Source organism: Halorubrum persicum, from assembly GCF_002727125.1.
GTDB classification, from domain to species: Archaea; Halobacteriota; Halobacteria; order Halobacteriales; family Haloferacaceae; genus Halorubrum; species Halorubrum persicum.
In genome coordinates this window covers 70,201-81,921 of the sequence record NZ_NHOA01000139.1, presented here as the reverse complement: position 1 = coordinate 81,921, position 11,721 = coordinate 70,201, and the positions used below count along the sequence as shown (strand labels likewise).

Annotated in this window: 9 protein-coding genes and 1 tRNA gene; 3 read left to right on the top strand and 7 right to left on the bottom strand. The window is 68.2% G+C overall.

Annotated elements, in window-relative coordinates; all coding sequences use genetic code 11:
* The 4 genes from DJ69_RS15200 to DJ69_RS15185 form a co-directional block, all read right to left on the bottom strand.
* Entirely contained in the window at window positions 1–543 is a 543-nt protein-coding gene (locus DJ69_RS15200) for a DUF7287 family protein (RefSeq protein ID WP_099256383.1), read from the bottom strand.
* Window positions 533–2,566 carry a type II secretion system F family protein gene (locus DJ69_RS15195; RefSeq protein ID WP_099256407.1) on the bottom strand — a complete coding sequence of 678 codons (2,034 nt, stop codon included), beginning with the start codon at window positions 2,564–2,566 and terminating at the stop codon, window positions 533–535. Before DJ69_RS15195 ends, DJ69_RS15200 begins: the two co-directional genes overlap by 11 nt.
* A gap of 27 nt (window positions 2,567–2,593) precedes the next feature.
* Window positions 2,594–6,253, bottom strand: a complete 3,660-nt coding sequence (locus DJ69_RS15190) for a type II/IV secretion system ATPase subunit (protein WP_099256382.1) — start codon at window positions 6,251–6,253, stop codon at window positions 2,594–2,596.
* 179 nt (window positions 6,254–6,432) lie between these two features.
* A complete protein-coding gene (locus DJ69_RS15185) occupies window positions 6,433–6,756 on the bottom strand; it encodes a DMT family transporter (protein WP_099256406.1) in 324 nt (107 codons plus the stop codon).
* Window positions 6,757–6,898: 142 nt separating this feature from the next.
* Between DJ69_RS15185 and DJ69_RS15180 the strand changes: the two genes are divergently transcribed.
* Window positions 6,899–7,507 carry a trimeric intracellular cation channel family protein gene (locus DJ69_RS15180; RefSeq protein ID WP_099256381.1) on the top strand — a complete coding sequence of 203 codons (609 nt, stop codon included), beginning with the start codon at window positions 6,899–6,901 and terminating at the stop codon, window positions 7,505–7,507.
* A 53-nt stretch (window positions 7,508–7,560) separates the two neighbouring features.
* Window positions 7,561–8,262: a DUF1405 domain-containing protein gene (locus DJ69_RS15175; RefSeq protein WP_099256380.1), complete on the top strand. Its 702-nt coding sequence runs from the start codon at window positions 7,561–7,563 to the stop codon at window positions 8,260–8,262.
* A 190-nt stretch (window positions 8,263–8,452) separates the two neighbouring features.
* Here DJ69_RS15175 and DJ69_RS15170 read toward each other — a convergent pair.
* Both DJ69_RS15170 and DJ69_RS15165 read right to left on the bottom strand, forming a co-directional pair.
* Window positions 8,453–8,525 (bottom strand) — tRNA-Arg (locus tag DJ69_RS15170).
* 53 nt (window positions 8,526–8,578) lie between these two features.
* Window positions 8,579–8,863: a Sec-independent protein translocase subunit TatA/TatB gene (locus DJ69_RS15165; protein WP_099256379.1), complete on the bottom strand. Its 285-nt coding sequence runs from the start codon at window positions 8,861–8,863 to the stop codon at window positions 8,579–8,581.
* A gap of 189 nt (window positions 8,864–9,052) precedes the next feature.
* On the opposite strand from DJ69_RS15165, the gene DJ69_RS15160 reads away from it, so the two are divergent.
* Window positions 9,053–9,523, top strand: a complete 471-nt coding sequence (locus tag DJ69_RS15160) for a redoxin domain-containing protein (RefSeq protein WP_099256378.1) — start codon at window positions 9,053–9,055, stop codon at window positions 9,521–9,523.
* 39 nt (window positions 9,524–9,562) lie between these two features.
* Here the strand turns inward: DJ69_RS15160 and DJ69_RS15155 are convergent, their stop codons facing one another.
* Window positions 9,563–11,575 carry an AMP-binding protein gene (locus DJ69_RS15155; RefSeq protein ID WP_099256377.1) on the bottom strand — a complete coding sequence of 671 codons (2,013 nt, stop codon included), beginning with the start codon at window positions 11,573–11,575 and terminating at the stop codon, window positions 9,563–9,565.
* Between the last annotated feature and the right edge of the window lie 146 nt (window positions 11,576–11,721).

The following is an 11,721-nucleotide window of genomic DNA, read 5'->3' as shown; positions in this document are numbered from 1 at the left end:
TCACCACACCCGCACGGTGAGCCGGTACTGGTCACCGTCGATCGAGACGACCCGCTGCGAGACACTGACGTCCCGCCGGGCGAGGCCGCTCGGGTCGTCGGTGGTTCGGTTCAGCGTCACGTCCCGGCTCGCGTGTCGGGTCTCGACTGCGACCGTCGAGGAGGCGTTGCCGGTCGGCGCCGACTCGTTCAGCGCGTGGATCACGACCAACACCTCCTCGTCGAGCCCGAACTGCGTCGCGGCGTCGTCGTCGACCCCGTCCGGGCAGCCGGAGACGTTGCCGAGAGTGGCGTTGCCCTCGAAGAAGGCGGCGGTGCACGCGGGGGACAGCACGCCCGGCTCCGTCGGCGACGCGGCCAGCAGGTCGCCCGCGAGACCGGCCGCGACGCGGTCGCTCACCACCGGCGACGCGGTCGCCGCGCCCGAGAAGGGGTCGAAGACGGTCGGGACGAAGGCGACCACGAACGCGAGCGTCAACAGGAACACGCTCGCACCGACCGCGAAATCGATCGGCGTCTGCGCGCGGCGCCCCTCATCCCACATAGATCCACACCCCCAGCGCGAGCGTCATCAGGACCACGGCAAATTTGACGCCGGAGACGATGTCTGCGTTCCGGATGTATCCGCTGATGAATCCGGAGAGGATCGCCTGCAGCGTCACGGCGTGGAAGAACAGCAGCGAGAGCACCTCCGGGTCGACGCCGCCGCCACCTCCGAAGCCCGCGCCGCCCGTACTCCCGCCGTCCGCCTGCGAGGAGAGCCCGCCCATCACGTCGATGAACTGGGTCTGGAGGATGGCCATCACGCCCAGCAGCGTGACGTACGTCATCACGATGATCGCCACCTGCATCCGGGTCCGGGAGATCCGTTCGCGCTCGATGTCGTCCTGGTTCTCCGAGGCCTGCGCCGCCGTGGTCAACACGTCCGTGATCTGTGAGGACGCCTCCTGCGCCTCCGAGATGAGTTTCACCGTCCGGGCGAGCCGGGGGACCGCGTAGGAGTTGTTGAACTCCACTAGGGCGTCCCGAAGGCTCATCCCGTAGTTCACCTTCGCGTGGACCACCTCGAACTCCTCGGCGAGCTTTCCGGTCGACGTTTCCGACACGGTCTGGACCGATTCGAGCAGCGTCTGCCCGGTGTCGTTCGCGGAGGAGAGCTTTCGGAGGCTCTCAGAGAGCTTCCCCGTGATCGCCCGCTTGGACCGCTGGCTCCACTCGTGGAACACCGCGAGCGGTCCCATCACGAGGTACGCGGGGAGGTACACCCAGATGAACGTCGACCACACCGGACGGGCGACCCAGCCGTCGACGGTCGTCGGCGCGTTCCCCGAGGCGACCGCGACGCCGACGACGACGAGCGCGGCCGGCACGGTCAGCGCGAGCGTGTAGAGGGGGTTGTCCCGGAGGAACACGTGCGGCGCGGACATGATCTGTTTGGTCTTGTACGTCCCCTCGCGGTCGCGGATTCGATCGAAGACGCCGAACCGACCGACGAACCCCTCGATCAGTCCGAAGTGGAGCAGCCCCTCTTGACTGGTCTGTTGGAGTCGCTCGCTGCCGCCGTCGGGGCGGAGATAGCCGTCGCCCGGCTCGTCCTGCTTCACCGTGGAGACGAGCACCAGGAACCCCGCGCCCGTCAGCGGGATGAGGAGGTACACCGTCGCGTACAGCAGGCGTTCGTCCGACTCGCCCATCATCCCCATGATGACGAGGATGATGATGAGGAGGAGGGGGAACAGCGACAGCGTCATATACATCTCGCCGAACAGCTCCAGCGTCTCCAGCGTCATCTCGCGCTCCTGTTTCGACGTGCGGAGGTGTTTCTCCTTTTTGTCCTTCAGGAAGCTCTCCATGTCGCCGCCGGAGTTGACGATGGAGAGCATGTCGGCGAGGAACTGCGAGAGCTCGTCGGAGGGGGTCTCCATCGACTGCTGGCGGATCGCGTTCCGGTAGTCGGTGCCGAAGTACTCCGTCTCGTTGACGATGCTCTGGAACTCGCGTGACACCTCGCCGTAGGTGTCCTCCGCCGTCGCCATCGCGCGGAGGATCTCCAGCTGATTGAGCCCCCCGACCGACAGCGCGTACATGAACGACACCGAGTCCGCGAGCAGGAGGTTGATCTCGCGCTCCCGCGCCGACGCCCGCGAGTAGGGGATCGCGATCACGCCGCCGAACCCGATCGCGAACCCGATCGCCCCGAACACGAGTCCGCTGACGAGGACCGCGGCGGGGACGACGAGCGAACGCAGGAACGACTGGACCGCCGGCGTGGGCGCGGGCACGCCGAGCGAGAGCGCCTCGGGGTCGATCAGCCCGAGCGAGAACACCCCGTAGCCGGTCAGCGTCCCGAGCGCCCAGAGGGCTCCGCCGACGATCAGACCGACGCCGAGCGCGCGCGAGACGTACATCTCCACCTGATCCGGCATCCGCGCCTCCGCGAGCTTCCGCTCCACGTCGCCGACGAAGTCGCCGTCCTCGTCGAATATCAGCTCGAAGACGGGATAGAACAGTCCCGCGAGGAGGTTGCCGTCGACGGAGCCGTCGCCGACCCCCGTGTCGAGACTCACGCGACCCACCTCGCTCGGACCACGGGACTACCGCTCCTCCGGGGATTCGACGGACCCGAAGCCCCAGTCGTCGATGCTTTCGTCGCGGCCCTCCCCCTCCTCGTCCTGCCTCTCCTCGCCGTCACCTTCGGCGTCCTCACTCTCACCAGCGCTCTCGGCGTCGTCATCCTCACCGCCGCGTGCTGCGCTTCCACCTTCCTCGGAATCGATGCCGTCGACAGCCGTCTTGTCGCCGGCGTCGATGCCGTTTAAAACAGGCTCCGGAGCCGGCTCCGACTCCCGCTCCGGAGCCGAATCGAGCACGTCGATCCCGCCGTCGAACGGCTCGTCGAAGTCGATCGCTCCGTCCGTGTCGGTCGTGTCGTCCGCGTCGTCCGGACTGTCCCTTTCGTCCGCGTCGTCCGCGTCGTCCGCGCTGTCGTCCGCGTCGTCCGGACTGTCCCTTTCGTCCGCGTCGGCGTCCGCCGCCGCGGCCTCGTCCGCCGCCTGCGCGAGCGCCTCGCGCTCGGAGCCGGGCTCCGCCTCGACGTCGGGTGCCGGCGCGACATCGAGGAGGGCGTCGGCCACGGAGTCGGGCATCCGACCGCGGTACTCCGCGAACAGGTCCTCGGCCGACTCCAGGATCCCCTCGACCTCCTCCCGGCCCGCCTCGTCCGGCTCCGGTCGCGGCACCATCTCCTCTTTGTCGCGGTCGACGTTGATCAGCACCGACTCCATCTCGCGGAGGTCCTCGAGCGACCGCTCCAGCTCCTCGTTCGCCATCAGCGCGAGCACCGTCTCCGGGTCGTTGATGAACGCCTGGAACGTCGCCGCGACCTGCGCGTAGCTGTTGAGCCCGCGGTCGATGAGGTACGCTAACACGACGCGGCGCTTCCGGAGCTCCTCGTCCAGCGTCTCGCGGCTCCAGCCGCGGTCGAACATGATGTCTTCGAGGGTGTTCGAGTCGCCCATCTGGAGGAACTCGTCGGTTTCCGCCTGCCACTGGAACACGTCTTGGACGTTGATCTCGTCGTTCTCGGCGTCGTAGTGGTTGATCTCGGTCAGCGACTTGTTCCGGCGCACCTTCTTCCCCTGCACCCGCGTGGAGGTCTGGACCGAGACCAGATCGAGCGCGGTGAACATCGTCTTCGAGACGTTGATCGGGTCGGTGGTGAACCGCTTGAGCACCTCGCCGACCGTGTCGGCGTGGAACGTCGTGTAGGTGGTGTGGCCGGTCGACATCACCTGGAAGGCCGTGCGCCCCTCTTCGCCCCGGATCTCGCCCATCACGATGTAGTCGGGGCGCTGGCGGAGCGCGGCCTCCAGCAGGTCGAACTCGTCGATGTCGCCCTTGTCGTCGTCGGAGAAGGAGGGGCGCGTGACGGAGGCGATCCAGTTTCGCTGGGGAAGCTCCACCTCGCGGGTGTCCTCGATGGAGACGATCTTCGAGTTCGAGGGGATAAAGAGGGAGACGGCGTTCAGGCTCGTCGTCTTCCCGGAGGCGGTGCCGCCCGCGAAGATCAGGCTCTTGTGGTTCTCGATCGAGAGCCAGAGGAAGGCCATCTCGTCGAGCGAGAACGTCTTCCAGTTGATCAGGTCGATCGGGGTGAACGGCACGTCGTTGAACTGCCGGATCGTGTAGTTGGTGCCGTGGTCCGACACCTCGCGTCCGAGCGTGAGCTGGGCGCGGGAGCCGTCCGGGAGCGTGGCGTCCACCTGCGGGCGGCGCTTCGAGATCCCCTTCCCGGAGCGCTGCGCGAGCTTCACGACGAAGTCGTCGAGCTCGTCGGTCCCGTGGTAGACGTTGGTGATGATCTGTTCGTAGTCGGAGTGGTAGACGAACACCGGGGAGTTGTACCCGTCACAGGAGATATCCTCGACGTTGATGTCGTACTTGATCGGGTCGATGCGCTCGTACCCGATGAAGTCCCGCTTGAGGTAGTACAGCAGCTTCTCGACCTGATGTTCCGAGAGCGTCTTCGGGTCCTCCGCGAGCACCGCCGGCTCGGGTCGAGCGAGCACCTTCTCGGGGGTCGGGCTCGACTCCGTCGGCGGTTCGTACCCGAGTGACTCGGAGATCCGCCCGGCGATCCCCTCCGTGAGGTCGAAGCCGAAGCGGTCCACGAGGTCGTCCACGAGGTCGTCGACGGGGCCTCTGGTGTCGTCCGCGCGCTCGTAGAGGTCGTACCGGTCGAGCAGCGTCAGCGTCTCGTCGACGATCACGCCCTCGCGGAACGCCTCGTCGCCGCCCGCGATCGACTCGTCGGCGTACTTGATCGACGTCCGGAGCTTCCCGGTGAGGAACTCGATCAGGTCGGTCTCGATCTCGGTCCGGTACGGCTGGACTGCGTAGTACTTCACCTCGTTCTCCTTCGTCGACCGGAACACGATCACGAAGGCGTACGGCTTGTTCACCCAGTACCGCTCGATCTCGCGGAAGTGACGCTTCTTCGGCATCGGCACCGCCTTCTCCAAGTCGTACCGGTTCGCGAGCGTGGTGTGGCCCTCGTCCGTCGAGAAGAACGCGTCCTCGTCGACCTCTGGGTTCACGTTGACGGTGCGCTCGTCGACCAGCTCCGCGAGGTCGGCGGCGGCGGCGCCACCCGCTCCCAGTAGTTCCTCCGTCCGGTCGGGATCGAACCCCAGCGCCTCGACTTTGTCGTCGTGCGTGAACGCCAGCGGCTCCGCTTCGCCCTCCTCGTTCTCCTCGGCCGGCGGGTTCCCGTCCTCGCCGAGGAAGTACTCGTCGCGGTAGTCGTCCCACGTGTAGTACCCCTTGAGCACCGGCACCTCGTAGAGGTTGTACCGGGCCGAACAGAGGTCCCAGAGCACGTCTCCCACGGCCGCGGCGCCCCCGAACCGGAACGCCGTCTCCGACGGGTCGAACCCGAGGAAGTCGCTCGGGTCCACGCCGACCCGATCCCACTCCTCGCTCGTCGGTGCGCGTCGCGGAACCGACTCCACCTCAGTGGCCGCGGCGACGACGACCCCCGAGACCCCCGCGCCGTCGACCGCGATGCCGGGCCGTTCCGTGGTCTCGTCCGCGGTCCCGCCGCCCTCGATTTCGCCTGCCTCTCCGCCGCCCTCGATTTCGCCTGCCTCTCCGCCGCCCTCGATTTCGCCTGCCTCTCCGCCGCCTTCTTCTCCGTCGCCTCCTTCACCGACGCCGCCGCTGTCGCCCTCGTCCACGTCGTCGCCCTCTTGTGCCTCCTTCTCGTCGCCTGCTTGTTCTTCCCCCTCGCCGCCCGCTTGTACCTCCCCTTCGGTGTCTTCCGCCTCGTCAACCGGCTCCGCTTCGGGTTCGGAAGTCGCCGCCGCGGTCGAGGTCCCGGCGGGGACGACGGCCGCGCCGCTGAGAACGACGTGGTCCGGACCGATCACGAGCGTCCCCGCCTCGGGCGTACCGTGTCCCGGAACGGCGGTGTCGCCGTCGGCCGTGTACGGCTCGTCGACGCCGGCGGCGCGGACCACCCGGTCGACGCCCTCCTCGACGTGGGCGGCGACGGAGGTCGCGGGCACGACCGGTGCCTCGCCGATGTCGGCGTACAGCTCGGTCGCGGCGTCCTCGCGCCCGCGGTCGCGGAGGAACGAGCGCCACGAGAATCGCCCCACCGACACCGGAGTATCCGCCGTCAGCCGGTCAGACGCCGGAGATTCCGCCGTCTCGTCGGGCGAGAAGGGCGAATGCTCGGCGTCCTCGGCAGTCATACGTGCGTGCACGATTCGCCCGTTGAAAAAGGTGTCTCGCAAAACACCGCGACTGATAATCCATGAATCGCGGTCTGTGGCGCGCATCTAGAGGGGGGTCCGGCGATCGACGACTTGTCAACCATTTATATAGTCCGGGGCGAGATCGAAGCGGGGGCCGCGGACCGATGATGGACCCCTCAGTGGCCCCCGGAGACGAGGTGGAGCCCGACGATGCCGACGACGATCACGGAGATACAGAGGAGGCGTGCGCCGGTCGCCGGCTCGTCGAACAGGACGACGCCGAGCGACGCGGTACCGACGGCACCGATCCCCGTCCACACGGCGTAGGCGGTCCCGATCGGGAGGTCCTGTACCGCCCTCCCGAGCAACACCATGCTGACGACGAGCGCGGCGATCGTGCCCGCCGTCGGCAGCGGCTCGGTGAAGCCGTCGGAGTACTCCAGTCCGATGGCCCACGCGATCTCGAACAGGCCGGCGACGAACAGGATGAGCCACGACATCACGCCGAGTTCGTCCACTGCGTCGAGAAGGCTTTCGATGCGGGCTGCGGACACGACGGCACACTCATGGGTCTCGCGGTCGTAGCCGGCGACAGTGAGTCTGGGTTTCGCTTCGGTGTTGTTCGGCGACCCGTTCGCCGTGATGAACACGATCGGGTTGGTCGCGTTCGCGCTCGTCGGGTCGTCGAAGGCGATCCGCGAGGAGTTCGACCTGCTCGGGATCGTCATCGTCGGGCTGGCGATGGCGTTCGTCGGCGGCGCGACCCGCGACCTCCTCGTGGCCCGCGTTCCGCTCGCGCTTCAGTCCCCCATCGAGATCGGGTTGGGGCTACTCGGCGTCGCCCTGGCGGTCGGGCTGAACGCCGTGCTCTCCGCACCGGAGACGCATCCGGTTACCGTCGTCTCGGACGCCATCGGACTGGCCGCGTTCGCGACGGCCGGCGCGATCGTCGCGACCGGGGTCGGCGTGTCGGCGTTCGGCGTCGTGGCGATCGCGACGATCAACGCGGTCGGCGGCGGGGCGTTCGCCGACATCCTCCTCGATCGAGCCCCGTTCATCCTCTTCGAGGACTTCTACGCGAGCTGTGCGGTCCTCGGCGGGAGCGCGTACTGGGTCGCGGGAGCGGCGGGCGCGACCGCCGGGACCGCCGCCGCGGCGTGTGCGGCCGTGACGGTCGGGACCCGACTGGCCGCGGTCACGTACGGCTGGACCCTCCCGACGGCACAGAGCTTGGACCTGCGGCGGGAGTGACGCGATCGGACCGAGAGGGCGGCCTTTAGGTCGTCGCGGGCGAACCGAGTGGTGTGACACGCTCCGACGCCTCCGGCGGACTCCGGTCGCTCGGCCGCCTCCGACACGCGTCCGTTCGGCGGCGCGTCCGCGAGGCGATCGCCGAGGAGCTGCTCGGCACGACGCGGAGCCTCGCGGTCGTGCTCGCGTTCACCGCCTTCATGCTCGCGGTCGGGATCGCGTACTACGCGCCGACCGCCGGTAGCGTCCCGGTCCCGCTGTGGCCGCTGTACGCGGACTCGGCGGTCGCGGTCGCGCTCGGCGGGGCCGCGCTTCTAACTCTCGCTCCGACGGTTCGCCGCGGGGAGGGCGTGACCGACGCTCCGACCTCGCGCGGGCTCGCGCACCTCCAGACCCTCGGGTTCGTGTGGTTGGTCCAGTTCGGGCTCTGGCCGCTCGTCTCCCTGAATCTCGCGTTCGGCGAGTACGTCGCGGCTCCCGACGCGTGGATCTACTACTGGGGCGTGCTCGGTACCCACCTCTGTTTCGTGGGGCTCGCCCTGCTGTTCCCGGCGTTCGGCCGGACCACCCGCGGCGCGCTGGCTCTCGCGCTCGCGCTCGTCGTCGCCAACGTCGGACTCGACTACGGCGCCGGCTACCACCCCCCGCTCCTCTACGATCCGGGTCCCCTGCTCGCGGGGGCGACGCTCGCGATCGGCGTCGGGTCGGTGTGGCTCGCGAGCCGATCGTTCCGGCGGCTCGACGACGACCCGTGAGAACAGTTTACCGACGGACACGGCGGGATCCACGCGAGCGAACGTAGTGAGCGTGGAGTCAGTCGCGATCGTGACTGAGCGTCAGCGAAGGAGCGGGCGCGACGGGATTCGAACCTCAGTCACTTCGCTCGCTCCGCTCCCTGTTTCGAATCCCGCTTGTGCCGCTACTGCTCACTTCGTTCGCAGATAGCGGGCGCGACGGGATTCGAACCCGCGATCGAGAGGTTAGGAACCTCTCGCCCTGTCCGCTAGGCCACGCGCCCGAGACGGGTGGAGAAAATGTCGCTGCGGGGATCGGTCGGCGCCGTGGAGCCGATTACGCGCTGGTCTCTTTCTCGGTTTCGGTCTCGAACTCGTCGTCCTCGTCCTCGACCGTGGAGTCGGTCTCGATCGGCGTCTCGTCCTCCTCGTCGCCCTGCATCTCCTGTAGTTCTTCCTCGACCTGTTCTCGCCCCTTCTTGAACTCGCCCATCGCTTGGCCGGTCGAGCGAGCGAGCTTCGGGATCTTGTTCGCCCCGAACAGCAGGACCAACACGAGCAGGATGATGAGAAGCTCCGGGCCCGCCGGGATGCCGCCGATCAGTGGAATCGCACTTACCATCTCTACACGACCGTAGCCCTCTTGCGACTATAGTCTTTTTGCCTCGATACCCGCCCCGCGAATCCCACCGAAACGCCACCGAGACTGCAGATCGTGGCGGTTTCGGGTTCGCTGATATCCGTCTCGTAATCCCCCCGAATCGGCTGCCGACGGCGAAACGATGATGCCCCGGGGGCGCAACCGATCGGTATGCCAGATGTCGGCGACGACGCCCCGACGTTCACCGCCTCGATCGTGACCGACGAGATCGAACCGTTCGATCTGTCTGACCGCCTCGGCGACGAGCCGGTCGTGCTCGCCTTCTTCCCGGCCGCCTTCTCGAACACCTGCACCGACGAGATGGAGGCGCTCCGCGACGGCTTCGACCGCGACGACTGCACGCTGCTCGGCGTGAGCACCGATCTCCCGCACGCGCTCACCGCGTACCGCTCGCAGTACGACCTCCCGTTCGCGCTCGTCGCCGACCCGGCGCACCGCGCGATCGAGGCGTACGACGTCGTCGAGTCGTTCGACCACTACGGCGTCGATACGGTCGCGCGTCGCGCGGTCTTCGTGATCGACGGCGACGGCGTCGTGACCTACCGGTGGCTCGCGGACTCCCCCGGACAGGAGCCCGACTACGACGCGGTCGAAGCCGCGGTCGACGACGCGAACGCGTAGCGGACGCCCGTCCTCGCCGCCGACCGCGCGGCCGGTCGCTCAGGCGGGATCGCGCAGTTCCTCCAGCGCCTCCGGGTTCTCCATCGACGAGAGGTCGCCCGGATCCTCACCCCTGTACACCGACTCGATCGCGCGCCGGATGATCTTTCCGGACTGCGTCTTCGGGAAGGCGTCGACGAAGAGGAGCTCGCGCGGTCGGAACGGCTTCCCGTGCTCCTCGCCGACCAGCGCCCGGAGTTCCTCGCGGAGGTCGTCGCTCGGCTCGGCGTCGGGTTCGAGCACGACGTACGCGACCACCGCGGTCCCGGTGGTGTCGTCGGGGACGCCGACCGCGGCGGCCTGGTTGACGGCGTCGTGGTCGATGAGCACCCCCTCGATCTCGGCGGGTCCGACCTTCCGGCCGGCGACGTTCAGGGCGTCGTCGGCGCGCCCGTGGAGGAACCAGAACCCGTCGTCGTCCTTCTGCGCGAAGTCGCCGTGGTCCCAGAGGCCCTCCCACGTCGACCAGTACTCCGCGATGTATCGCTCGTCGCCCGACCACAGCGACTTGGTCATCGAGGGACAGGAGTCGCGAGCGACGAGGAACCCCCGCTCGCCAGACTCCCTGACGGACTCCCCGGCCTCGTCGACGATGTCGATGTCCATCCCGAGTCCCGGACCGCCGAGCGTGCACGGTTTGAGGGGTTGGTTCGGCATCGGCATCAGGAAGCAGCCGCAGATCTCCGTGCCGCCGGAGATGTTGATTATCGGGCAGTCGCCCCCGCCGACCGCGTCGTAGAACCACCGCCACGACTCGGGGTCCCACGGCTCGCCGGTGGAGCCGAGGACGCGGAGCGAGGAGAGGTCGTGGTCCTCCACCCACTCATCGCCGTGTTTGCGGAGCGCGCGGATCGCGGTCGGCGAGATGCCGAACTGGGTGATTCCGTGTCGGTCGATTATCTCCCAGAACCGGTCCGGCTCCGGGTGGTCCGGCGCGCCCTCGTACATCACCACCGTCCCGCCGAAGGCGTGGTTGCCGATCAGCGTCCACGGCCCCATCATCCACCCGATGTCGGAGACCCAGAAGAACCGGTCCGCGGGCTTCTGATCGAACCCGAAGTGGATCTCCTTCGCGCACTGCGTGAGAACGCCCGCGTGGGTGTGAACGATCCCCTTCGGCTCGCCGGTGGTCCCGGAGGAGTACAACAGCATGGACTCCCGATCGCTGGGGAGTCGCTTCGTCTCGTAGCCGACCGGCTGGGACCCGACCGCCTCCTCCCACGTCACGTCTCGCTCGGCGTCCCACGGGATCGGGTCGTCAGCACCGCCGGGCGGCGTCGCCCCGAGCCGGTCGTAGACGACGACCTCCTCGACGCGGCCGGCCTCCTCGATCGCCGCGTCCGCGGTCGCCTTCAGCCGCACCTCGCTCCCGCGCCGGTAGAACCCGTCTCCGGTGAACAGGACCGACGGCTCGGCGTCCGCGATCCGGGTCGCTGTCGCCTCCGTGCCGAACCCGGAGAAGATCGGCACCGCGATCGCGCCGACCTTCAGGCAGCCGTAGAGGATGGAGACGACCTCGGGCACCATCGGCATGTACAGCCCGACCGTGTCTCCCGTCTCGATCCCGGCCGACTCCAGGTAGTTGGCGACGCGGTCGCTCTCGCGTTTGAGCTCGTGGAACGTGACCTCCCGCACGTCGCCGGGCTCCCCCTCCCAGATCAGCGCGACCCGGTTGCGGTTCGGCGAGTCGACGGCGGCGTGGCGGTCGACGACGTTGTGCGCGACGTTGATCTCGCCGCCGGGGAACCAGTCGGTGAACTGCGGGCCGTCGGCGTCGTCGCGCACCCTGTCGTAGTCGGCGTAGAAGTCGATGTCGAGGTAGTCGACGACCTCGTCCCAGAACCAGTCGACGCCGGACTCGGGCTCGCCCGGGACCTCCGAGGTGGTGCGCTCGATCAGCGCCTCGTAGTCGTCGATCCCGTACTCGCGCATGAACGCGGCGACGTTCGTCGACTCGGCGAACGCCTCGGTCGGCTCGTGTACGACCTCGTCTATCCCCTCGTACTCGTCCATCTCGTTCGGCCGTTTTCGCGGTGACCGTAAGTAATTTTCCTGCACGTTCGGCTACCGCGGATCGGCGCACGCACCGGCGACCGAGACGCTCCCGCCGTCGACGGCGTCTCTCTCCCCGTGAGCACAACAGCGCGCTGAGAACTGAG